Below are 22,896 nucleotides of genomic sequence, written 5' to 3'. Positions count from 1 at the left end.
TGCCGATGGAGAAGGTGAGACCTATGGCCACCACCACCGCAGAACCCCGCGAGACATCGGGGGCGACGACGACCCTGCTGCTGCGCTACGTGCGCGCGCAGGGTGGTCAGGGAGCCGTCGAGAAGGTGCTCGCTCGGGCCGGCGTGGCGCACCTGGCCGGCGATCTCGAGCAGATGTCGCACTGGGTCGGGTACGACACCCGCATCCGTCTCTTCGAGGCGGCGACCGAGGTGCTCGACGACCCCGGTGCCATGTTCGGGGTCGGCTCCCAGGCGATCCGGCACGGCGGCAGCAACCACGTGGTCGGGCTGGTCCGCGCCATCGGCTCGCCGCGGGAGATCTTCCGACAGCTGCCGCGGGTGGTGGCGCGGTTCACCACCACCTCGACCATCACGGCGGTCGAGTGTCGCTCGACGTCGGCCGTCCTGCACTCGCAGCTCGCCGAGGGGTACCGGCACTCGCGGCTCGACTGCTCCTACGGCCAAGGGCTCATCGCCGCGGTGCCCGTCCTGTTCGGTCTTCCCCCGGCCGTGGTCGTCCACGACGAGTGCGAGGCGGACGGCTACCCCGCGTGCGTCTACCGGGTGACCTGGAAGAGGTACCGCAGGTTCTCACGCCAGCGCCGGCAGACCATCGACGGCCTCGAGGTCGCCGCGTTGCGGGCACAGCTCGAGGACCTGCAGCTCGCCGCGACCGACCTGGTCGGGGGAGAGGACCTCGGGGCCGTGCTCGAGCGGATCACCGACCGAGCGGCCGCGGCCGTGCTCGCGCCCGCCTACCTGCTCGTGGTGGACGGGGCGCCGGGCACCGACCCGACCATCAGGTTCAACGGCCTGACCCGCGAGCGCGCGCACGAGCTCGCCGACCTCCTCCAGCAGGGCCAGGATCCCGGTCCCTGGGCGGTGGTGGTCGACGTGCGATCGAGCCGGCGGCGGTACGGCCTGCTCGCCGCCCTGTTCGACCACGGACTGGTGGCCTCGGGCGAGGACCGCACACTCCTCGAGGCCTACGCACGGCACGCGGCAGCGGCACTGGACCTCCTGACGGCGCTCGACGACAGCCGCTGCGAGGAGAGCCGGGCGACCGCGCTCCTCGCCCTGGCCCACGACCTGGCCTCGGCTGCCGACCCCCAGGCCGTCGCCGAGCTGATCGCCGCTGCCCTGCCCCGGGTGGTCGGGTGCCGCGCGGCGACGGTGATGTTCTGGGACGCCGTGCAGGGCGAGCTGCGGCCGGTGGCCACAGCCGGGCACGACGAGGTCGAGCGCGACCTGCTGCTCGCGGCACGGATCACCCCGGTCGGTGTGCCCGAGCTGGTCACGATGCTCACCCATCACCAGCCCGTGCTGCTCGAGCTCGCGACGGCGAGCCCTCCTCTCGCGGACATCCTGCGCGTCACCGGGTCGGACTGCGTGGTGGCCGTGCCCCTGCTGGCGGGCGACACGCTGCTGGGCGTGGCGACGGCGGGGTGGGCCGGGAGCATCGCCGGGACACCCGCCCACGCCGAGGCGCTCGCCCGGATGGGAGGGGTGAGCGACCAGGGAGCCACCGCCCTGCAGAACGCCCGCCTGCTCAGCAGGATCCGCCATCAGTCCCAGCACGACGGGCTGACCGGTCTGCCCAACCGGGTGACCCTGGTCAAGCAGCTCGACGACGTGCTGCGCGGCGCGACCGCGGGAACGGTCACCGCGGTGCTCTTCTGCGACCTGGACCGGTTCAAGCACGTCAACGACGGGCTCGGGCACGCGGCGGGGGACGAGCTGCTCCGCCAGATCGCCGCCCGGCTGCGTGAGCAGCTGCGCGAGGGCGACATCGTGGGGCGGCTGGGCGGCGACGAGTTCGGCGTCGTGCTGACCGAGGTCGACGACCCCCGCCGGCCGCTGGACGTCGCGAACCGGCTCGTCGAGAGGCTCGACGAGCCCTTCCGGATCTCGGGCCACGAGCTGCGGGTCACGGTGAGCGTAGGGGTCGCGGTGCACGAGGGGCCCGACGGTCGTGGTGACCGGCTCCTGGCTGCGGCCGACTCGGCGATGTACGTCGCCAAGCAGTCCGGCCGCAACCAGGTCGCGGTGTCGGGTCAGGCGCTGGCCCGACGGGTCATGCCCTCGCTCGAGGCCGAGCTCGCGGGGGCGGCGGCCGGGGGCCAGCTGCGCCTCTTCTACCAGCCCGTGGTGGACATCACCGGGCCCGACCAGGGGCGTGTGGTCGGGGCCGAGGCCTTGCTGCGCTGGGCGCACCCCCGCCTGGGTCTGCTGGCACCAGGGGCCTTCCTGCCGCTGGCCGAGGAGGCCGGGCTGGTGAGCGACCTCGACCTGTGGGCTGTCGACGCGGCCTGCCGGGAGTGGACCGGCTGGCCGTCGCCTGCCGCCGGTCCGCTGCGTCTCGCGGTGAACCTGGCCGGCCCGACGCTGGTCGACCCCCGGCTGGTCTCCGTGGTCCGCTCGGCCCTGAGCCGGCACGGGCTGCCGCCCGGGACGCTGCACCTGGAGCTGGTCGAGAGCCGGTCCCTGATCGATCTCCCGGGGGTGGTCGAGCGTCTGGACGAGCTGCGGCGGCTCGGTGTCCGCATCTCGCTCGACGACTTCGGCACGGGCTACTCGACGCTCGCCTGGCTCCAGGGGCTCCCGGTCGACCAGATCAAGGTCGACCGCAGCTTCATCTCGAGGCTGGCGGACCACGCCCCGTCGCTCGCGGTGGTCCGAGGGGTGCTGTCCCTGGCGCGTGAGCTCGAGATCGACGTCGTGGCCGAGGGGGTCGAGGACCCGGAGCAGCTGAGCGTGCTGCGCAGCATCGGGTGCGAGTCCGTCCAGGGCTACCTGCTGGGTCGTCCTGCCCCCGAGCTCGCCCTGTCCGGTGTGCCGTTGCCGCTGCCGCACCAGGTGACGACAGGTCCGCCGTGGGGCCCGGGCAGGAGCCGTCGTCGCTGAGACGGCACACCGATCGGCCGCCCGCGGCGACGTGCTCCGGCTCAGGGACGGGCGTGCTTGTCCAGGAAGGCGTAGACCTCGGACTCGTCGACCCCGGGGAAGGTGCCGCTCGGCAGCGGGGCCAGGATGTGCGCGTGCAGTGCCGCGCTGGGCCACGCGTGCGGGGCCCAGCGCGTCTCGAGGGTCTCGTCGGGGCGGCGGCAGCACGAGGGGGCGGGGCACTGGGAGGTCGTGCGGGTGGTCGTCTCGCGCCCGCGGAACCACTTGGCGGCGGAGAAGGGCACCCCGACGCTGATCGAGAACGCACCCCCTGAGCCGCTGCCCGTCTGGGTCGTGCACCAGTAGGTGCCGGTCGGGGTGTCGGTGTACTGGTGGTACTCGGTGGTGCGGTCGCGGCGCGAGAAGGCCATCCGGGCGGCCCACTGCCGGCAGACGAGCTGGCCCTCGATCGCTCCGGTGCCGTCGGTGGCGAAACCCACCCCGTCGTTCTCGTACCCCTTGTAGAGGGCCCCGTCGTCACCTGCCCGCAGGAAGTGCAGCCGGATGCCCAGGTGCGAGGTCAGCAGGTTCGTCATGCGCTGCGCCGCGGCCTCGTGGGTCACCCCGAAGGCGTCGCGGAAGTCCTCCACCGCGAGGTCCTTGGTCCGCTTGGCCTCGGTCAGGAACCTCACGGCGGCGGCCCGGGGCATCAGGCAGGCAGCGGCGAAGTAGTTGATCTCGATGCGCTGGCGCAGGAAGTCCGCGTAGCTGCGTGGACGCTCGTGCCCGAGCACGCGGTGCGCGATCGCCTGGAGCGCGAGGGATCGTAGGCCGTGCCCGCCCGGGATGGAGGCCGGCGGCAGGTAGATCCGGCCGTTGGCCAGGTCGGTCACGGTGCGTGTCGAGTGCGGCAGGTCGTCGACGTGGATGAGGGTGAACCCCAGGTGCTCGGCCATCCGGGCGACCCCGCGGTGGGTCAGCGCCCCGGAGGTGTACCCGGCGGTGCGCAGCGCGTCCTCGGCGGCGTCCTCGATCTCGGGGAGGTAGTTGTCGCGCTCCCGCATCCAGCGGCGCAGCGCGGTGTTGACCCGGCGTGCCTCCTCCGGCGTGGCGATCGCCGCGTCGGCCCGCCGGGCGAGCTCCCGGTGCAGGCCGACGAGGGCCTCGAGTGCCTCGAGGGAGAGCCCCTTGCCGGGCCGGACGGCGGGCAGTGCGATCGAGGCGTACAGGGCGGACCGTTGCGCCTGGTCCAGGGCGATCTCCAGCGCAGCCCGGTGGGAGGGTGGCTCGGGAGCGAGCAGGTCCGGCAGGCGTACCGAGAGTGCCCCGGCGATGGACTGCAGCAGGGTGAGCCGAGGCTCGCGGTGCCCGTTCTCGACCAGGGACAGCTGGCTCGCCGTGCTCCCGACCGCGGCACCGAGCTGCTCGAGGGTCATCGACCGTGCGGTGCGGAAGTGGCGGATCCGTCGTCCGAGGGTGAGCAGGTCCGACCCCGTGGCGGGTGCGTCGGGTGCGTCCTCGGCGAGGTCGATCACGGCGCGCGCGGCGGACGGGCTCGTCCCGGCGGAGGGCGTCATGCGTCGACGGTAGCGAGGATGTGACGGGCCGTAAACAACTGGCGTTCTTGCGCGCGTGAGCGGTTGAACGTGTGGTCGGAGCGGCGCAGGCTGGAAACAGCAGCGCCGATGGTCGCTCCGAGACCGCGGCACCAGCGAGGGGCGACCCATGACCGCCGTGCACGAGTCCCGGACCCATGTGAGCGACCACCTGTCGGACGAGGTCCCGGGCCGACCAGTGCCGCACCACGAGAGGTCGGGTGTCGCGACGGCGCCGACCGACCACCCGGCGCTGCGCACCTGGGTGGCCGCCATCGCCGAGCTGACCCGCCCCGACGACGTCGTGTGGTGCGACGGGACCCCGCAGGAGTACGACCGGCTGACCACGCTGCTGGTCGACCAGGGCACGTTCCTGCGGCTGGACCCGGTCAAGCGACCCCGCAGCTTCCTGGCCCGCTCGACCCCCGACGACGTCGCCCGGGTCGAGAGCCGGACGTTCATCTGCTCGACCCACGAGCACGACGCGGGCCCGACCAACAACTGGCGGGCTCCGGGAGCGATGCGGGCCGAGCTCGAGGAGGTCTTCGCCGGCTCGATGCGCGGCCGCACGATGTACGTCGTGCCCTTCTCGATGGGCCCGGTCGGCTCACCCCTGGCGCAGTACGGTGTCGAGATCACCGACTCGCCCTACGTCGTGGTCAGCATGCACGTCATGACGAGGGTCGGCACCGCCGTGCTCGACCAGCTCGGCACCGACGGTGAGTTCGTCCCGGCCGTGCACTCGGTGGGCATGCCCCTGGTCGACCGCCACGGTCACCGACGCCCCGACGTGCCGTGGCCCTGCAGCGCGACGAAGTACATCAGCCACTTCCCCGAGACCCGCGAGATCTGGTCCTACGGCTCGGGGTACGGCGGGAACGCGCTGCTGGGCAAGAAGTGCTTCGCCCTGCGCATCGCCTCGGTGATCGGCCGGGACGAGGGGTGGCTCGCCGAGCACATGCTGCTGCTGAGGCTCACCTCGCCGCAGGGACGGCGCTTCCACGTCGCGGCGGCCTTCCCCTCGGCCTGCGGCAAGACCAACCTCGCGATGCTCGACCCCACGGTGCCGGGCTGGACGGCCGAGACGCTGGGTGACGACATCGTGTGGATGCGACCGGGAGAGGGCGAGGACCCGCGTCTGCGCGCGATCAACCCCGAGGCGGGGTTCTTCGGCGTGGCCCCGGGGACCGGTGAGTCCACCAACCCCACCGCGGTCCGGATGGTCGCGAGCGACACCATCTTCACCAACGTCGCCCTGACCGACGACGGCGACGTCTGGTGGGAGGGCCTGACCGACACACCGCCCGCCCACCTCACCGACTGGCAGGGCAGGTCGTGGACCCCGGACAGCGGCCGACCGGCTGCGCACCCCAACTCACGGTTCACCGTCGCGGCCGAGCGTTGCCCGACCATCGCCGACACCTGGCAGGACCCCGGCGGTGTCCCGCTGGACGCGATCCTCTTCGGGGGGCGCAGGGCGACCAACGTGCCGCTCGTCGCCCAGGCCCGTTCCTGGGCGCACGGGGTCTTCCTCGGTGCGACCATCTCCTCCGAGCAGACAGCCGCTGCCGAGGGCACCGTCGGGCAGCTGCGCAGGGATCCCTTCGCGATGCTGCCGTTCTGCGGGTACGCGATGAACGACCACTGGGCGCACTGGCTGCGGATCGGTGAGCGTCTCGGCGACGCCGCCCCCGCGATCTTCTGCGTCAACTGGTTCCGCAAGGGCGCGGACGGTCGCTACCTGTGGCCGGGGTTCGGGGAGAACTCGCGTGTGCTCGACTGGGCGCTGCGTCGTGTCGAGGGCACCGCGCAGGCCGTCGAGACGCCCGTCGGGCTGGTCCCGGCCCCGGGAGCCCTCGACCTCGACGGCCTGGACCTGCCGGCCGCGGACCTCACCGAGCTCCTGAGGGTCGACACGGCGGCCTGGACGGCCGAGTGCGACCTGACCGAGGAGTGGTTCGGCGTCTTCGGCGACGGTCTGCCCGCCGAGATGTCCGAGCAGCTCGCCGGGCTGAGGCAGCGGCTCGCCTCGGCCCGGTCGGACGGCACGGCCTGACCCGCGGGCACGGACCCTCAGGGCCGGTCGGTCCCGCGGGTCGACCCCTGCGCTCCGGAGCCCTGGCGTGCACGGTGCGCCATGACCATCGGCATCACGAACCAGAGCAACACCAGGAACGTCAGCACCGAGCCTGACGCGACGAGCGCAGTGGTCCGGCCCACCACGACGTCGAAGACCAGCAGCACCACGCCCGAGACGACCATCGAGAAGAACACCAGCGCGAGCCGCATCAGGGCGTCCGCCCCGCTCACCAGCGTCGACTTCGCGTGCTGGCGGAAGAGCCACCGGTGCAGGCTCACCGGCGCGACCATCAGGCCGGTCGTGACAGCAGCCATGACCACCAGGATCAGGTAGATCTGGCGCTGGTCGGCGGTGAGGTCGGCGAAACGCGACTGGAAGGGGACCGTCAGCAGGAACCCGGTGAGGATCTGGATCCCGGTCTGGGTGACCCGCAGCTCCTGCAGGATCTCGGTCCAGTTGCGGTCCAGGCGCTCGAGCGGTGTCTCATGGCGCCCGTCAGCGCTCCCGGGTGGGACATCCGGCGGCGGGGGTGCGTCCGGCGGTGCGCCGTGACGGGGCGTGCTGCGTTCCACGGGGACATGGTGCGCCCCCGTCCGCGGCTGCGCGAACGGGGGCGGTGCGGTGCCGTCTCGCCTGCACAGGGCGTGGCATGACACCAGCGACCCGAGGGCCGGTCACTGCTCTCGCCGTGACTGAAGGGTGTGACACGAGGTTAGCCCGCCACGCCGCGTCGCGCAGCCGGATGGCGACGGAATTCGTTGTCCGGTATGTCACACCCGCGACCGGCTGGCGGTCGGGACGTGCTCGACCCCGTCCCGACGAGCGTGGCCGCGGCGGCACCGCGAGGATGGGGAGATGAGCACCCCGCACCGGTCCTCGACGGCCGGCACCAGGACGTCCGACGCCTCCGCCACCACGGCCGACCTCGTCCGTCAGGTCGTGGTGCTCGTGGGGGCTGCCCTCGCGGTCGTCGGGGCCTTCATCGGGTCCGGAGCCGCCGGCGGGCCGTCCCAGCCCGAGGTCGGTGACGGGGCGCTGGCGGCCGACGCGACACCTGTCGCGCCCGGCAGCCCCGCCTTCTCCATCTGGTCCGTGATCTACACGGGACTGGTCGCCTACGCGATCTGGCAGGCGCTGCCGGCTCGGCGCGCCGACCCGCGGCAGCGCAGCATCGGCTGGTGGGTGCTGGCGTCGATGGTGCTCAACGCGGCCTGGATCGGTGTGGTGCAGGCCGACCTCCTCCCGCTCAGCGTCGCGGTGATCGTCGCGCTCGTGGCCGTCCTGTCGCTGGTCCTGGTGCGGCTGCTCGCGCACCCGCCCCGCGGGCGGGTCGAGGCCGTCGTGGTGGACGGGACCCTCGGCCTGTACCTGGGGTGGGTGTGCGTGGCCACCGTCGCGAACGTGGCCGCGGTCCTCGCCGCTGCGGGCGTCACCGACCTCGGCCTGGGTCCCGACGCCTGGTCGGTCGTCGCCCTCGCTCTCGCCGCGGTCGTCGGCGTCGCGCTCGCGGTGTACAGCGGTGGCCGGCTCGCCATCGGCGCCGCGATCGTGTGGGGCCTGACCTGGGTCGCGGTCGCGCGGACCACGGGCGACCTGCTGTCCACCCCGGCCGCGGTCGCTGCAGGGGTCGGTGCGGCTGTCGTCGCGGTCGTGACCGTGACAGTCCGGCTCAGAGGTAGTTCGTCGGGTCGAACTCGTCGAGCGAGATGATCCGCAGGCGCGGCAACCGGACGTTGAAGGCCTGGACGTCGGACTCGAGGTCGAAGAGCTCCAGACCTCCCTCGACCAGGTGCTGCAGAGCGCTGCTGGTGAACTCCTTGAACGAGAGCATCCCGACGTTGCGGTCGGTCCCGAGCAGCGCTGCCAGCTGGGGTGCGAAGTCGCCGTCGTGGCTCGCGAGCAGCACGTCCCCGGCGCGATCGGCGAGCGCGTCCAGGGTGCGCTGGATGCCGATGTCCACGACCTTCTCGTAGGACTCCCCGGACAGCGGGATCGGCTGGAAGCCGATCGCCACGAGGGCCTGGACGAACGACATCGGCATGGTGCCGCTCGAGGCGTTGAGGAAGAAGAGCCCCTTGACCTGCTCGGCACCCCACACGGTCCGCGCGAAGTCGAGCACGCGCTCCCACCGCGGCCGCTGGTCAGGGGTGGGCCGGGCACCGAGGATCGACCCGCCCAGGGTCGCGTCGATGTTCTCTCCGTCGACGAGCAGGTACGTGGTGCGTGGCTGCACGGTCAGGGCTGTCGCGTCGGTGCTCACCCGCTGAGCCTAGGGGAGAGGGCTGTGGGAACCCCTCCCACGCCCCGAAGATCAGCCTTATGGTGGTCCGGGCTCGACGCAGCGGACGGCGGCGGCGCACCTGTGCTCATGGACGGGCGTGCCCTCCTGTGGACGGACCACGCGCCCGCCAGCCGAGCGCGCGAGGATTCTGGTCGACCGACGACGACACATCGTGGCACCGGGAAGGAGGGGGCATGGTCGGGCTGGACCGTGAGCGCTGGACCGCCGTGTCACTGACCGGTGGGCACGGCGCGATGCGACGCCTCGCGGTCGGGGTGAACCTCTGCGTCGGCGTGGTGGCAGCGGCTGCCCCTTACCTCAACCCTCGACCGCCCGGTGAGCAGCCCCTGTACGCCGGCACTGCCGCGGTGGTCGTCGCGGCGGCCCTGCTCCTGCTCACCGGTGAGCGGTGGCCCGCGTGGCTGGTCCTCCTGGTCGCCGTCGCGGTGCCGAACGGTGCGGTCCTCGTGCTGCTGTCCCAGACCTCCGAGGCGGGTCTGATCCCGGTCCTCCTGGTCGGCTCGAGCCTGACCGCCGCGTGCTACGGCACCCGCATGGTCGCGACGGGGAACGGCGTGGCCGTCGCCGTCGGTCTCGCCGCCGCGGCCACGGCGTCCCCCGACCCCCGCCTGGGGTGGGCGGTGTGGGTGGTGACGGTCGTGGTCTGCGCGCTGAGCAGCGCGAGCCTGCGGACGACCGTCGAGCGCAGCGACCGGATCATCCGCGGCCTGGGTGAGCGGGCCCGCCGAGACACCGTGACAGGGCTGCTCAACCGACGCGCCTTCGACGACGAGCTCGATCGGCTCTGGGCCGATCCGGAGGCGACGCCGCTCGCGGTGCTCTTCTGCGACCTCGACCACTTCAAGGCCGTCAACGACACCTACGGGCACGCGGCGGGGGACGACGTCCTCCGGGCCTTCGCGGAGGTCCTCCTCGCGCACGTGGGCCCGCGGGACGTCGTGGCGCGCACCGGGGGCGAGGAGTTCGGCGTGCTGCTGCCCGGGCGCGACGGCCCGACCGCGCAGGAGTGGGCGCAGCACGTCGTGACCCACCTCGGCCGGAGCGACGTGGCGTACGCCGACGGGACCCTGCGGTGCACCGTGAGCGCGGGGGCCGCGGTCCGCTCGTCGCGGCACCAGGTCCCCTCGGACCTGTGCCGTGACGCGGACCGCGCCCTCTACGCCGCCAAGGACTCCGGCCGGGACCGGGCGGTGCTGTCCGGTCACTGACCGCCCCGGTCGGGTGGCCGCAGGTGGTCAGGGGTAGAGACCCCGGGTGCGGTGGGCTCCGGCGACCCGCTGGACACTGAGCAGCAGCGCGCCGTCGCGCAGCGAGACCTTCTCGCGACGTGAGATCTCGGCCACCGCGGAGTACGCGTGCAGCATGCGCTCCTCGAGCCGCTGCTCGATCTCGACCTCGGTCCACCAGTACGCCTGCTGCGCCTGGACCCACTCGAAGTAGGAGACGATCACGCCGCCTGCGTTCGCCAGGATGTCGGGGACGACCACGGTGCCGCGCTCCGCGAGGGCAGCATCGGCCTTGGCCGTGGTCGGCCCGTTCGCCGCCTCGACCACCCAGCGGGCCTTGACGTCCGCCGCGTTCTGCGAGCTGATCACCCCTTCGACCGCGGCCGGGACCAGGACGTCGACGTCCAGGGTCAGCAGAGCCGCGTTGTCGATCGGGTCGCCCCCGTCGAAGTCGACCACCGACCCGGTGTCGCGGACGTGGTCCATCAGCCGCGGGACGTCGAGCCCGCCGCTGCGGTGCACACCCCCGTACTCGTCGCTGACCGCCTCGACCCTCGCGCCACCCTCGGCGAAGAAGACCGCGGCGTTCGACCCCACCTTGCCGAAGCCCTGGATGGCCACGCGCACGTCGGAGAGCTCGAGCCCGGCCTCGCCGATCGCGGCGCGTGAGGCGTGGACCACACCGCGCGAGGTGGCGGTCGCCCGGCCGAGCGATCCACCGACCTCGAGGGGCTTGCCCGTGACGACGCCGGGGATCGTGTAGCCCTTGTTGACCGAGTAGGTGTCCATGACCCACGCCATGGTCTGGGCGTCGGTGCCGATGTCGGGGGCCATGATGTCGCGCTCGGGGCCGATCATCGGCATGATCTCGCTGGTGTAGCGCCGGGTGACGCGCTCGAGCTCGCCCTGGGAGTAGAGGCGCGGATCGATCGCCACCCCGCCCTTCGCCCCTCCGTAGGGGAGCTCGACCACCGCGCACTTCCAGGTCATCCACATCGCCAGGGCACGGACCTCGTCGACGTCGACGCTCGGGTGGAAGCGGAGCCCGCCCTTGCCCGGGCCGCGGGACACGTTGTGCTGGACCCGGAACCCGTGGAACAGCTCGGTCCGGCCGTCGTCGCGCCGCAACGGGATCGCCACGTTGATCTCGCGCCGTGGGGTGGCCAGCATCGCGTGCATCCCGGCGTCGTAGCCCAGGCGCTCGATCGCGCCGGCGAGCTGGGTCTGCGCGGTCGCGAGCGGTCCCGCGTGCGTGGGCTGGGCCAGGTCGGCCGGGACGTTGTCCGGCAGCATCCGGCTCAGCGCGGAGCGCGAGGGGTCGTCGGTGGTGGTCTCAGGCATTGCGGGTCACGCCTCCTGGTCTGGTGCAGGCAGGGACCCGGCGGGTGCGCCATCGGTCCCAGGGCCACTCTCCCACCTCGGCGCGGCTGACGCCCGCAGCGGTCAGCCGGTGTACTCGAAGTGCCAGTACTCGGGGTTCGAGCCGTCCTGGCGCGCCCAGCCCGGGGCGATCCAGCCATAGGCCGGGCCGTTGGTGACGAGCCACTCGTAGCGCGGCGATCCGAAGGAGTAGGCCTGCCACTCCCAGACGTCGAAGGCGGTGCCCCATCCGTGGTTCGAGGTACCCGGCTCGGCGGCCACCGATCCGTAGTGCCGGCGCATCGCGACCTGGTCCTCGTAGGACCGGTAGGACATGTCGACGGCGATGTTCTCGCCGAACTGCGCCCGGAAGGCCTCGTTCATCCGCGTCAGTGCCGCTGCCGCGTCCGAGCGCAGCCACTGCGCGTTGCCCTGGGAGTCGACGCACCACGACAGGCGGCTCATCGAGGCAGCGGGGAGGCGTCCGTTGGAGCCGTCGCCCTGGTCCGAGGGCGTCGAGGTGTAGAACGTCACGCCGCTGCTGCTGGCAGGCTCGGCGGAGTCCGGGCCACCGCAGTCGGGGCCTGCGCCGCCCCCGCCCGTCGCCGGTGCGGCCGCACCGGCCGCGCGCGCGGCTCGCTGCTCCTCGGCCTGCTGGGCGAGCAGTGCCTCGTGGGCGGCGCGCTCCTCCTGGGCTGCGAGCCACTCGCCCTGCGCCTGGGTGACCAGGGCCGTGGCCTGGGACATCGCGTCCGAGGCCAGGTCGACCTCGCCGGGGTCGAGCGTGTCCTGGGGGTCGGCGAGCACCGCACGCAGCGCGTCGATGGTCTGCGCCAGGGCCAGGCGGACGTGGTCGTCGGCCACCTGGCCGGCAGAGCCGGCCAGCACGGCCTCGGCGTCCCCGAGCTGCTGCTGCGCGCTGTCGACCGCTGAGGCGCGGGTCTGCTCGAGCTCCTCCTGCGCGAGCCGTTCCTCCTGCGCGAGCCGAGCGGCCTGGGCCGCGGCCTCGGCCCGCGCAGCGGCCTTCTGGTCGGCCTCCTCGGCAGCGGCCAGCTGCTCGCGCTGGGTCTCGGCCTGGGCGGCGCGGACCTGGACCGCGGTCAGGCCGCCGGCGAGCAGCGCGAGGAAGGTCAGTACGCCGACCAGGCTCTGGCGGCGCGAGGGTCGTCCGCGCGGCCGGGTGCCCTCCCCGGTCCTGTCGCGTGGGTTCGTCGTCTCGTCCACCTCAGCAGTCTGCGGACACGGTGCCGCCCGTGTCTAACCCGGGCCGGCCACGTCAGGAGCCGAGGGCGTCGATCCGGGCGAGCTCGTCCTGGCTGAGCGAGAACCCCAGCACGTCGAGGTTGGACTCGATCCGGGCCGGCGTCACCGACTTGGGGATCACCACCACGCGGTGCTCCAGGTGCCAGCGCAGCACGACCTGCTGCGCGGTGACCCCGTGGGTGTCGGCGATCGTGGCGAGCAGCTCGGATCCCATGTCGGTCCGCTTGAACGGGCTGTAGCCCTCGAGGGCCACCCCGCGCTCGGCGTGCGCGGCGACCAGCTCGGCGTCGAAGTCCGCCGGGCTCCACGGGATCTGGTTGATCGCGGGTGCCTCACCCGTCGCCCGGACCAGCTCGTCGATCTGGTCCACGGAGTAGTTGCTCACACCGATGGCCCGTACGAGCCCCTCGTCGCGCAGCTCGCGGAAGGCCTGCCAGGTGCCCGGGGTCGCCTGCTTGTTCGGGGGCCAGTGCACGAGCCAGAGGTCCACGTGCCCCAGCCCCAGCAGCCGCAGGCTCTGCTCGAGGGTCTCGCGCTCCCGGCCCGCGGCGTCGGGCGGCAGCTTGGTCGTCACGAAGACCTCGTCGCGTGCCACGCCCGAGTCGGCGATGCCGCGGCCGACCTGGTCCTCGTTGCCGTACCCCGTCGCGGTGTCCACATGGCGGTAGCCCACCTCGAGGGCGTGGCGGACGGCGCGGTAGGCCTCGTCGCCCTCCGACTGCCAGGTACCCAGGCCGAGCAGCGGGACGGGTACGGCACCGGCGGGCGTCGCGAGGTCGAGGGTGGGGATCGGTGGTGTGGTCATCGCGCCAGTGTGCCCCGCGCTGCGCCGACCTTCATCCGCTGGGCGGGACGGCCCGCCCGAGGCCACCGTGAGGCGTGACGGGACCTGTGGCCCAGGCAGCGGGGCCGGGAGCGGGTCACGCTGGGGATCAGGGCTTCGCACCGGCCAGGGTGCACGGGGCCAGTGCAGGGAGGTGGCCACCATGAAGGTCCTCGTCGCTGTGGCCTCGCGCCACGGATCGACCCGGGAGATCGGTGAGGCGATCGGTGAGGTCATCGCCGGCGCCGGCTTCGTGGTCGACGTCCATGACCCCGACGACGTCGAGAGCCTCGAGGGCTACGACGCGGTGGTGCTCGGCTCCTCGGTGTACGTGGGCCGGTGGGCGGCCTCGGCCCGAGCGATGGTCGACCGGCTCGCGGCGGGGCTCAGCAGCCGTCCGGTGTGGCTGTTCTCCTCCGGGCCGGTGGGGGTGCCGGCCGTGCCCGCGGGCGACCCCGAGGAGGTCGGCCCTCTCATGACCCGGCTCGGTGCCCGCGGCCACCGCACCTTCGCCGGAGCGCTGGACCGTGGCGGGCTCGGCATGGCCGAGCGCGCGGTCGTCGCACTGGTCAAGGCCGAGCACGGGGACTTCCGACGCTGGGAGGACATCCAGGACTGGGCCCAGCAGATCGTCGAGGAGCTGTCGGCCGAGATCGAGCGGCGCAGACGCAGCGCGGTCCGCTGAGACCTGGTGTCACGCTTCCCCTGCTAGGTGGGGCACCTGTCAGCGGAGCACCAGTGCCACGGCCACGGTCAGGCGGCCGGGGAGATCGAGCACGTGCGGTCACCACGGCAACCTGCCACCGGCCTCACGCGGAGGCGCGGATGACGATCTCGGCACCGAAGATGCGGGGTTCGAGCGAGGTCGCCGTCCCGGTGATCTGCGCGAGCAGCAGCTCGCCGGCCACCCTGCTCATCTCGACCACCGGGTTGTTCATCGTGGTCAGCTGGGGTGAGGTCGACGCGGCGACCCCCAGGTTGTCGAAGCCGACGATCTTGAGGTCGTCGGGAACGGCCCTGCCGTGGGAGGCGAGAACGCCCAGCGCTCCCGCGGCCATGAGGTCGGAGGCCACGAAGAGCCCGTCGATCTCAGGATGGGCCTGGAGCAACCGCTCCGTGGCGGCGGCACCTCCGGCCGTGGTGAAGTCGCCCCGCACCATCGCGTCGTCGGGCAGGCCCGCGTCCTGGAGCGCCTGGCGCCACCCGGCGAGCCGGTCCACACCTGCCGCCATGTCGAGCAGGCCGGTGATCGTCCCGATGTGACGGCACCCCGCGGCGATGAGGTGCTCGGTCGCCCGGCGGCCACCGAGGTAGTTGTTGACATCGACGTACTGCACCGGCCGTGGCGCGGTCCAGGGGCGGCCGACGAAGACGCAGGGAAGGCGCGACTCAGCCAGCACCGAGTCCAACGTGTCGTCCCGGTGGTGGGAGACGATCACCGCACCGTCCACGTGACGGTTGCGCAGGTACCGGTTGGTGCGCTGGGCCTCTTCACCGCGTCGGGCGATGAGCAGCACCAGCTGGATCTCGGTGGCGGCGAAGGCGTCGCTCAGCCCCTGCAGGGTCCCGGCGAAGTAGGGGTCGGTGAGCACGCGCTCGTCTGGCTCGGGGACCACGAGGGCGACCGAGTCGGTGCGCCGGGTGACCAGGGTGCGGGCCGCCCGGTTGGGCGTGTACCCGAGCTCGGCGACGGCGACGTCGACCGCGGCCTGCGCCTCGGGACTGACCTTGAGGCCGCCGTTGATCGCCCGGGAGGCGGTCGAGCGGGACACCCCGGCTCGCTCGGCGACCTCTTCGAGGGTGGGGGCGTGGGGAAGGGGGCCGACGGCCGCCGCCATGGCGGTCGTCCGGACATCTGCCGTCATCGGCGGTTCCTTCCTCGGGACCCCGTCGGGGTCGGCACCTCAATCATCGTGCTCAGGGGGTCGCCTCCGGAAGCGGAGCCAGACACCCTGGATGTGAGAGCGATTCCACACCGGCGTCATCCTCACGTCCCGACGGGGGAGTGTCAACACCCTGCCCTGCGCGGGCAGCGGGAGTCGGCCGAGCCGCTCGCACGCCCGGCGTCAGTCCGTCAACCAGTCGGCGGCAGTGCGCTCCTCGGCCTCGATGGCGGCCCGGACCGCGCCCGCTGTCGCCTCCTCGATCGCCGCACCGAAGATCGGCACGGAGGCCTTGAGCTGGCCGTCGTACCGCTGGGTGCTGGTGCCGTCGCCGTTGCCGGCCAGCCGGAGGGTCCCGGTCATCCGGACCGGCGCGCCGGTGATCTCGACCACGACCGTCCCCCGGCGGACATCGCCCTCGGCGGCCTCCCACGCCTCGACCTGGCGGACCTCGAGGCTGCTGCCCACCACCGAACGGAACTGGGCAGGGATGCTCGTGGTCGGCATCTGGCGCCGCGTGGTGACGGTGAACGCGCCCTCGCTGGTTCCCACCACGTCCACGTGCTGGCTGGTGGCGCCCGAGGCGCGAACCTTGGCGGCGACGAAGTCCTCGTCGGCGAGCATCTGGGCGACCCTGTCGGGCCCGGCCTGGAAGTTGGCCTGTGCTGAGACGTGCACGTGGGTCTCCGTGGGTGGTGAGCGGGGCGTCCGTTACCCACCGAGGCTAACAACCCTTGCGTCGCGGTGGGTGCCGGTCCGCACCGGCTGCAGGATGGACGCTCGGCAGGACCTCGTGCTCGGCCGCCTAGGCTGGCGCGGTGTCCACCCTCAGTGACCTCGTCTCCCGGCACGCCGACCTCGGGCCTGCCGACATCGAGTGGCTGCACCTGCTGGTCGGCGACTGGCAGCTGATCTCCGACCTGGCCTTCGCGGACCTCGTGCTCTGGCTGCCGACCCGGTCGGGCGACTACGTGGCGGCGGCCCAGGCGCGGCCCAGCACCGGCGCCACCGTGCACTACGACGACATCGTGGGCAGCAGCGCGCCTGAGGGTCAGCGCCCCCAGCTCGAGCGGGCGCTGACCGAGGTACGGATCCAGCGCTCGCGCGAGCCTCGCTGGTTCGGCACGTACGCCGTGCGTGAGGAGGCGGTGCCGGTGGTGCACGCGGGCCGCGCGATCGCCGTGGTCGCCCGGCAGACGAACCTCGGCGGTGCGCGGACGCCCAGCCGGCTCGAGCTCAACTACGTCGAGGCGGCCGACGACCTCATCGCGATGATCTCGCGCGGTGAGTACCCGGCCGCGAACTCCCCGACAGGGCCCCGTCGGGGTGCACCGCGTGTCGGTGACGGCCTGATCCGGCTGAACTCCGAGGGGGAGGTCCTCTACGCGAGCCCGAACGCGCTGAGCTGCTTCCACCGGTTCGGGGTGCTGGGGTCGCTGGTCGGGCGCTCGCTGGCCGAGGTGACGACCGAGCTGCTCGAGGACCACGCACCGATGGACGAGTCCCTGCCGCTCGTGGTCATGGGACGCGCGCCGTGGCGCACCGACGTCGAGAGCCGTGGGGTGTGCCTGTCGCTGCGTGCGGTGCCGCTGACCGAGGCGGGCCAACGCATCGGTGCCGTGCTCCTGTGCCGCGACGTGTCGGAGCTGCGCCGTCGGGAGCGCGAGCTCATCACCAAGGACGCGACGATCCGCGAGATCCACCACCGGGTCAAGAACAACCTGCAGACGGTCGCCGCTCTCCTGCGCCTCCAGGCCCGCCGGATGAAGACCCCCGAGGGTCGCGAGGCCCTCGAGGAGGCGATGCGGCGGGTCACCACCATCTCGCTGGTGCACGAGACGCTCTCGCAGACACTGGACGAGACCGTCGACTTCGACGCCCTCGCCGACCGCAGCCTGCGCCTGACCGCCGACGTCGCCTCGGCGGGTGCCTCGGTGCACACGCTGCGGGTGGGGACCTTCGGGATGGTCCCGGCCGAGGACGCGACAGCGCTCGCCCTGGTGCTCACCGAGCTGGTGACCAACGCCGTCGAGCACGGCTTCGCGGGCGGGGCCGGGGGCACCGTGGAGATCACGGCGCAGCGTGAGGGCTCGCACCTGCGGATCATCGTCGCGGACGACGGCGTGGGTCTGCCCGGGACGCAGGGCCCGATGACAGGCCTGGGGACGCAGATCGTGCACACGCTGGTCTACAACGAGCTCCGCGGGACCATCGCCTGGGAGGCGCGTGAGGGCCGGGGGACCCAGGTCGTGCTGGACGTCGACCTGCGGGACCCACGGGCCGAGGGGGCGCTCACGCCGCTGTGACGTCCAGGGCGAGTGGTGCCAGGACGCCCGGACGTCGCACGCGACGAGAGCGGGCCCCCGGTGCGGCGACGGTGGGTCTGCTCGCTGGGGACCCGCTCTCGGCAGGTCGGACGTGTGGTGTGCTGGTCAGCCGGCGCGGCGGGCGCGGGCGGTGCGCCGCTTGAGGGCGCGGCGCTCGTCCTCGGACAGGCCGCCCCAGACGCCGGCGTCCTGGCCGGACTCGAGGGCCCACTTGAGGCACGTGTCGACGACCGGGCAGCGACGGCACACGGCCTTCGCCTCCTCGATCTGCAGGAGTGCCGGGCCCGTGTTGCCGATCGGGAAGAAGAGCTCAGGGTCTTCGTCCAGGCAGGAAGCGCGGTGGCGCCAATCCATCGGGTATCTCCTCAGCGCATGCGTAGCCCGCCCCCGGTCAGGAGGTGGGCTTCGGGTGGGGGTCGTGCAGGACGTCCTATGTCTGGATCAAGACTCACATGCGGCGCTGCGCTGCACAAGGGGTAACGGGAAGGTTTCGGGGTGATAACGACTGAGGCGTTGATCACAGCCCGTGACCCCTCGACGAGCGCGGCTAGGGTCGTCCCGTGACCTCTTCTCCGCGCGACGAGCAGCCGGCCGCATCCGGGGCGGAGGACCCGGGCCCGGGTCCTCGTCCTCCCGTCCTCGCGCTGGCCCTGGGGCTGGTCCTCGTCGAGGCGGCAGGTCTGGTCGGGTTCGCGCTCTGGTCGCTCGTGTCGGTGCTCACCCAGGGCACCGACACGCTCGGTGTCGCCCTCGCCCTGGTGCTCTTCTGCCTCGCCGTTGCCGCAGCCCTGGTCGCCGCGGCCCGCGCCGTGCACGGTGGTCGCCGCGCGGCGCGGGCACCGCTGGTCACCTGGCAGCTGCTCCAGGGCGCGACCGCGGTCTCGGTGCTGCGGGCGGCCGGTGCCCCGCTCGCCTGGGCCGCGCTGGTCGCGGCTGTGGTGGTGCTCGTGGCGCTGCTCTCTCCCCCCGTGGTCCGCTTCACCGCCGAGCGCTGATCAGAGGACCGCCGTCGTCGGTCCGGTCGCCGGTCGGTGCACCACCTGGACCGGCACCGCTCGCCCGCGGTGCACCACGGCGCCCCTGCCCGGACGGCCCGGGTGGACCGGGTCGGCCACGGCCCCCAGGTCGATCCCGGCGACGTCCTGGCTCCCGCGCTCGGCCGGTGCCAGCACGAGGAGCGACGCCTGTGTGCGCAGGGCGGCGAGCGCGCCCCGGTACGCCGTGCAGGCGCGTGCCGTCGTGGCGGTCGCGACCACGACGACCACTCCACGGGCCACGATCCCTGCGAGCGTCTCGTCGAGCGACGGGTCGGTCCGTGACCTCAGGTCGAGGTCGTCGACCAGGAGCGCGAGTCGGCCGGGCACCGGCACGAGACCCTCAAGCACGAGCGGGCCCGCGCCCACGGCGCCCGTGTGGACCGTCCACCCCGCGCACCGCAGACCGTCGCCGATCACCTCCAGGGCGGTGGTCCGACCCGACCCGTGCGGACCGACGACGAGCACGCCGGGGTGCACCGGGAGCAGGACCGGCTCGGCACGGTCACCGCCCAGCCCGACGGGCACCGCCGCGGGTGTCGTCCGTCCGACCGCTGCGGTGGCCGAGATCCGCAGGGCCGCGGCGAGCGTTCCCGGAGCCACCTCGAGCGGGACGGGGAGCAGCCGGACTGGCGGCACGGCCTCGCGCGCAGCGTGCGGGGTGCCTGCCGTGCAGGGGGGCAGCGCCACCTGGCTGCGAACGGCCTGCCCGGCCACCAGGTGCACGGCGCGGCCCGGTGAGCGACGCCCACCGCTGAGCGCGCGCGGCACACCCAGCAGCGCGTCGTCGTGGTCGTCGGCCACCCCGAGCACGATCCTGGCGGCAGCGTGGGGCAGCAGCCGCGTCAGGTCGGCCGGCAGGCCTGCCACCGCCACGGCGAGGCCGAGCCGACCGGCGTCCCGCACCACCTGGAGCAGCAGCTCGGCGCCGGCCCCTCGGTCGTTCTGCTCGAGGGCCCGCAGGAGCGCGCCGACGTCGTCGACCACCAGGAGGGTGGGCACGTCGACGTCGGTCCTGGTGGCCAGCAGGGCGAGCAGCCGCCCGACCCGGCGCAGGTCCTGCGTGCCGACCACGGTCCCCAGGCACGGATGGTCGTGCTCGGCGGGTTCGACCAGCCCTGCGCCGCCGACCGCGTGGACGTGACGTCCGCGGGACAGTGCGGCGACCAGCAGGGTGCGCAGGGCCGTCGTCCGGCCCGACCTCGATCGCCCAGCGATCAGGAGCGGGCCGTCGTCGGGGCACCACCACGACGCGCCGGTGCGCTGCTGGTCGGGGTGGTCCGCCATCCCCCACAGCAGTGCCTCGCGCGGAGGGGGATCGGTGGTGATCAGGTCCGTGAGCTCGTCGGCGGCGACCGCGTCCGGGAGCGGGGGCAGCCAGGGTGGGCGCGGGGGTGGCAGCGACATCGCGCGCGCGGCGTGGACCGCGAGCCCCACCAGGTCCTTGCTGTGGTCGCGGTCCACTGGTCCGACCGGGCGCTGCGTACCTGTCCGGGTGTGCACCTCCCACGGCACGGCACGGCGGACCTGCCCCGTACCGGGTCGCCGAGGGGCAGGCGGCGCCGCCGCGTACGCCGACTGGAGGTGCTCGACGACCCCGGGCCCTCGTCGCAGCAGCGCCCTGCCGGGTCGTTCGGGCGGTAGGGCAGCAGCGTCCGTGACGTCCAGGACGTCGACCGAGTCGGCCGACTCCGTGACGCGCAGGCAGAGCCGCAGGGCCAGGTTCGCGCGCATCTGGGCGTTGACCGCACCCGCGGGCCGCTGGGTCGCGAGCACGAGGTGGATGCCCGACGACCGGCCCTGGGCGGCGATGCGGACCAGCCCCGGCACGAAGTCGGGGAGGTCCTCGGTCAGGGCCCGGAACTCGTCGACCACGACGAGCAGCCGCGGTGGCACCGCTGTCCGCCCCAGGGAACGGAGGCTCTCGAGGTCGCCGACCCCTGCGGCGGACAGCAGCCGCTCACGGTGGTGGAGCTCGGCGCGCAGGCCCGCCAGGGCGCGGCCGGACTCGTCCTGGTCGAGGTCGGTGACCTCACCCACGACGTGGGGAAGGTCCCGGCACGCACCGAAGCTCGTCCCGCCCTTGTAGTCCACGAGCATCACGGCCAGCGCGGTCGGGGGATGCCGCAGCGCGAGGCCGAGCACGAGGGTCTGCAGCAGCTCGGACTTGCCGGCACCGGTGGTGCCCGCGACGAGTGCGTGCGGGCCGTCCCGGACGAGGTCGATCTCCAGGGTCGAGCCGTCGGCGGCGACGCCGATCGGGGTCGCCAGCGTCCCCTCCTGGGGCGAGCCGGCCTCCGGGGCTGACGCGGTGCGAGCGGTCCATGCCCGCATGACGTCGTCCGCGGTCCGCAGGTCGACCAGGTCTGCCAGAGCCACCCGGTCGGGGGGCTCACCTCCCGCGACCGCGCGCAGGTCGGCGGTGACCCTCGCGTCGAGGGCGGCGATGCGGCGGACGAAGCGCTCCGTCCAGGACCTCGGCGCGCCGACCACCGCGAGCGGTGCACGCGCTGCGCCCGGTCCGTGCAGCGTGCACCCCCCGGCGGCATCGACCTCGATCACCCAGCGACACCAGCCTGGCAGGCGCGAGTCGTCCTCCTCGAGCAGCAGCACGGCGCCGGTGGTGCTCGCCGGCCTGGCCAGCCACCACCGGTCCAGCTCGGTCCGCCAGGCACCTGCACCGTCGCAGACCACGAGACCGGATCCCTGTGAGCGGTCCAGGACGGCGCGTGCCTCGTGGACCTCGCGGGCCACCCGGGGTGCGGCGGGCCCGAGGCGGAGGTCGAGCCACCTGAACCAGTCCCAGTCGGCCCCGGCTCCCGGTCCGTGCAGCAGCGTCAACCTGCGCGGCCCACGGGGGCGATGTGCAGCGGGGGTCTGGGGGTCTGGCGTGCGACGCGTATCGCTCGGGGGCGAGGTGCCGTCCCGGTCGGGCTCGGCCCGGCGCCTCGCGGTCATCAGGGCGTCGCACAGCAGCGCGTCGGCGAGCAGCGCGCGGGTCACCGCCAGCCGGGCCGTGCGCGGGCCCACCACTCCCACGGCCTCCAGGCCCAGCAGCCCTCGCGCCGGGGTGTCGGTCCCCGGACCGGGGACGGCGCCCCGCACGAGCGCCGCGGCCCGCACGTCGAGGAGGGCAGGGTCGCTCACCCCGGGCGGCGCGGTCCGGCGCCGGGCCGCCCGTCCGGCGCCGGCGGCGACGAGGGCCGGTGCGAGCACGGTGATCGGCCCGAGCGCTCCGAGCAGGAGGAAGAGCGGGTTGCGTGTGACCAGGGCGATGAGAGCCGCGCCGACCGCCGGTGTCAGCCACGCGGCCACGGGTGGGGTCGTTCGACCCGGCGGCCGCACCCCGGCAGAGGCTGAGTCGTGGTCGGGTGGCGTCGCCCGGTCCGCACCGGCCGTGGTGGTCGCGCAGGGCCCGCGTCGCAGGACCAGCTCGTGCTCACCCAGCCGTATCACCTGCTCGCTGCCGAGCGCCCGCCAACCTCGCCCGACCTGCCGACCTCGCCCACCCCAGCCCACGACCACGGTCCCGTTCGTCGAGCCCAGGTCACGGACCTGCCATCGACCTGCGGACCGGCCCCGGCGCGGAGGTCGCGCTCGGACCTGGAGATGCCGACGGGAGACGGCCCCGTCGGTCAGGGTGAGGGCCCCGGGGGTCTCGGGCGCCTCCGGGCGATGACGCTCGTCGTCCGGTGCGCCCGGGCCGTGCGACCGGTTCGTGGTACGGGCGGTCCGAGAGGGCTCCCGGCCGACCCGCACCGTCCGGTCCCGGCCGGGGACCGCGACCGTGCCCGTGCCGGGCCCGCGGGTCACCGCGACGTGCCAGGGTGCGTCGACGGCGAGGACCGCCCCGTCGACCCACCCCCGGCCACCGACACGCAGGACGCAGCCGTGCTCCCACGGCGGGCTGCCGGCGACCTGCTCGTGGGGGACCGGGCTGCCGTCCACGGTCAGCACGGCGTCGGTCAGCTCGTCACGGCCGGTCAGCCGAGCGAGGGCCGGACGGCACTCCGCGAGGGTCGCGCCGTCGGGCACCTCCAGGTCTCCACCGGGTTCGAGGGTCAGGCGCACCCGCCCAGCCTGGCGTCGTCCCTGACGGAC

Annotated in this window: 17 protein-coding genes; 7 read left to right on the top strand and 10 right to left on the bottom strand. The window is 73.6% G+C overall.

The features are described 5' to 3' along the window. Positions 1 to 23 precede the first annotated feature (23 nt). Positions 24 to 2,924: a putative bifunctional diguanylate cyclase/phosphodiesterase gene (locus M1R94_RS17285; protein ID WP_249382972.1), complete on the top strand. Its 2,901-nt coding sequence runs from the start codon at positions 24 to 26 to the stop codon at positions 2,922 to 2,924. 41 nt (positions 2,925 to 2,965) lie between these two features. Here the strand turns inward: M1R94_RS17285 and M1R94_RS17280 are convergent, their stop codons facing one another. Beyond that, a complete protein-coding gene (locus M1R94_RS17280) occupies positions 2,966 to 4,480 on the bottom strand; it encodes a helix-turn-helix domain-containing protein (protein ID WP_249382971.1) in 1,515 nt (504 codons plus the stop codon). 148 nt (positions 4,481 to 4,628) lie between these two features. Here M1R94_RS17280 and M1R94_RS17275 point away from each other — a divergent pair, with 148 nt between their 5' ends. Beyond that, positions 4,629 to 6,554, top strand: a complete 1,926-nt coding sequence (locus M1R94_RS17275; protein ID WP_249382970.1) for a phosphoenolpyruvate carboxykinase (GTP) — start codon at positions 4,629 to 4,631, stop codon at positions 6,552 to 6,554. Positions 6,555 to 6,571: 17 nt separating this feature from the next. Here the strand turns inward: M1R94_RS17275 and M1R94_RS17270 are convergent, their stop codons facing one another. Beyond that, the gene (locus M1R94_RS17270; RefSeq protein WP_249382969.1) at positions 6,572 to 7,150 is read right to left on the bottom strand and encodes a DUF6328 family protein; all 579 of its coding nucleotides are present in this window, start codon (positions 7,148 to 7,150) and stop codon (positions 6,572 to 6,574) included. A gap of 283 nt (positions 7,151 to 7,433) precedes the next feature. Between M1R94_RS17270 and M1R94_RS17265 the strand changes: the two genes are divergently transcribed. Further along, complete coding sequence (locus tag M1R94_RS17265) at positions 7,434 to 8,288, top strand: tryptophan-rich sensory protein (RefSeq protein WP_249382968.1); 855 nt, start codon at positions 7,434 to 7,436, stop codon at positions 8,286 to 8,288. Here M1R94_RS17265 and M1R94_RS17260 read toward each other — a convergent pair. Then, entirely contained in the window at positions 8,248 to 8,838 is a 591-nt protein-coding gene (locus tag M1R94_RS17260; protein ID WP_249382967.1) for an NYN domain-containing protein, read from the bottom strand. The genes M1R94_RS17265 and M1R94_RS17260 overlap by 41 nt on opposite strands. 215 nt (positions 8,839 to 9,053) lie before the next feature. Between M1R94_RS17260 and M1R94_RS17255 the strand changes: the two genes are divergently transcribed. After that, complete coding sequence (locus M1R94_RS17255) at positions 9,054 to 10,088, top strand: GGDEF domain-containing protein (RefSeq protein WP_249382966.1); 1,035 nt, start codon at positions 9,054 to 9,056, stop codon at positions 10,086 to 10,088. 27 nt (positions 10,089 to 10,115) lie between these two features. Here M1R94_RS17255 and M1R94_RS17250 read toward each other — a convergent pair whose 3' ends face one another. From M1R94_RS17250 to M1R94_RS17240, 3 genes are all read right to left on the bottom strand, one after another. Beyond that, complete coding sequence (locus M1R94_RS17250; RefSeq protein WP_249383006.1) at positions 10,116 to 11,399, bottom strand: Glu/Leu/Phe/Val family dehydrogenase; 1,284 nt, start codon at positions 11,397 to 11,399, stop codon at positions 10,116 to 10,118. 150 nt (positions 11,400 to 11,549) lie between these two features. Then, positions 11,550 to 12,689 carry a M15 family metallopeptidase gene (locus tag M1R94_RS20850; protein ID WP_249382965.1) on the bottom strand — a complete coding sequence of 380 codons (1,140 nt, stop codon included), beginning with the start codon at positions 12,687 to 12,689 and terminating at the stop codon, positions 11,550 to 11,552. 52 nt (positions 12,690 to 12,741) lie between these two features. Beyond that, on the bottom strand, positions 12,742 to 13,533 hold the full coding sequence (locus M1R94_RS17240; protein WP_249382964.1) for an aldo/keto reductase: 792 nt from the start codon (positions 13,531 to 13,533) through the stop codon (positions 12,742 to 12,744). A 181-nt stretch (positions 13,534 to 13,714) separates the two neighbouring features. Here M1R94_RS17240 and M1R94_RS17235 point away from each other — a divergent pair, with 181 nt between their 5' ends. Continuing rightward, entirely contained in the window at positions 13,715 to 14,236 is a 522-nt protein-coding gene (locus tag M1R94_RS17235; RefSeq protein ID WP_249382963.1) for a flavodoxin domain-containing protein, read from the top strand. 124 nt (positions 14,237 to 14,360) lie between these two features. On the opposite strand, the gene M1R94_RS17230 is transcribed toward M1R94_RS17235, so the two are convergent. Continuing rightward, entirely contained in the window at positions 14,361 to 15,416 is a 1,056-nt protein-coding gene (locus M1R94_RS17230; RefSeq protein ID WP_249382962.1) for a LacI family DNA-binding transcriptional regulator, read from the bottom strand. 201 nt (positions 15,417 to 15,617) lie between these two features. Further along, the gene (locus tag M1R94_RS17225) at positions 15,618 to 16,112 is read right to left on the bottom strand and encodes a DUF2505 domain-containing protein (protein WP_249382961.1); all 495 of its coding nucleotides are present in this window, start codon (positions 16,110 to 16,112) and stop codon (positions 15,618 to 15,620) included. 140 nt (positions 16,113 to 16,252) lie between these two features. Between M1R94_RS17225 and M1R94_RS17220 the strand changes: the two genes are divergently transcribed. After that, complete coding sequence (locus tag M1R94_RS17220; RefSeq protein WP_249382960.1) at positions 16,253 to 17,740, top strand: sensor histidine kinase; 1,488 nt, start codon at positions 16,253 to 16,255, stop codon at positions 17,738 to 17,740. A 126-nt stretch (positions 17,741 to 17,866) separates the two neighbouring features. Here the strand turns inward: M1R94_RS17220 and M1R94_RS17215 are convergent, their stop codons facing one another. Further along, complete coding sequence (locus M1R94_RS17215) at positions 17,867 to 18,115, bottom strand: WhiB family transcriptional regulator (protein WP_249382959.1); 249 nt, start codon at positions 18,113 to 18,115, stop codon at positions 17,867 to 17,869. A 206-nt stretch (positions 18,116 to 18,321) separates the two neighbouring features. Here M1R94_RS17215 and M1R94_RS17210 point away from each other — a divergent pair, with 206 nt between their 5' ends. Beyond that, positions 18,322 to 18,756 (top strand): hypothetical protein, encoded by a 435-nt coding sequence (locus M1R94_RS17210; RefSeq protein WP_249382958.1) that lies wholly within the window; start codon positions 18,322 to 18,324, stop codon positions 18,754 to 18,756. On the opposite strand, the gene M1R94_RS17205 is transcribed toward M1R94_RS17210, so the two are convergent. Then, complete coding sequence (locus M1R94_RS17205) at positions 18,757 to 22,866, bottom strand: FtsK/SpoIIIE domain-containing protein (protein WP_249382957.1); 4,110 nt, start codon at positions 22,864 to 22,866, stop codon at positions 18,757 to 18,759. It lies immediately after the preceding gene. Positions 22,867 to 22,896 lie beyond the last annotated feature (30 nt).

This window comes from Actinotalea alkalitolerans, assembly GCF_023369855.1.
GTDB lineage: Bacteria > Actinomycetota > Actinomycetes > Actinomycetales > Cellulomonadaceae > Actinotalea.
This window is presented reverse-complemented; position numbering and strand designations above follow the sequence as displayed.

Bases quoted from the DNA above. Each gene is read 5' to 3' on its own strand.
- M1R94_RS17280 (WP_249382971.1), bottom strand. From the start codon at position 4,480: ATGACGCCCTCCGCCGGGACGAGCCCGTCCGCCGCGCGCGCCGTGATC.
- M1R94_RS17240 (WP_249382964.1), bottom strand. From the start codon at position 13,533: ATGACCACACCACCGATCCCCACCCTCGACCTCGCGACGCCCGCCGGT.
- M1R94_RS17285 (WP_249382972.1), top strand. From the start codon at position 24: ATGGCCACCACCACCGCAGAACCCCGCGAGACATCGGGGGCGACGACG.
- M1R94_RS17230 (WP_249382962.1), bottom strand. From the start codon at position 15,416: ATGACGGCAGATGTCCGGACGACCGCCATGGCGGCGGCCGTCGGCCCC.
- M1R94_RS17235 (WP_249382963.1), top strand. From the start codon at position 13,715: ATGAAGGTCCTCGTCGCTGTGGCCTCGCGCCACGGATCGACCCGGGAG.
- M1R94_RS17255 (WP_249382966.1), top strand. From the start codon at position 9,054: ATGGTCGGGCTGGACCGTGAGCGCTGGACCGCCGTGTCACTGACCGGT.
- M1R94_RS17275 (WP_249382970.1), top strand. From the start codon at position 4,629: ATGACCGCCGTGCACGAGTCCCGGACCCATGTGAGCGACCACCTGTCG.
- M1R94_RS17250 (WP_249383006.1), bottom strand. From the start codon at position 11,399: ATGCTGCCGGACAACGTCCCGGCCGACCTGGCCCAGCCCACGCACGCG.
- M1R94_RS17215 (WP_249382959.1), bottom strand. From the start codon at position 18,115: ATGGATTGGCGCCACCGCGCTTCCTGCCTGGACGAAGACCCTGAGCTC.
- M1R94_RS17265 (WP_249382968.1), top strand. From the start codon at position 7,434: ATGAGCACCCCGCACCGGTCCTCGACGGCCGGCACCAGGACGTCCGAC.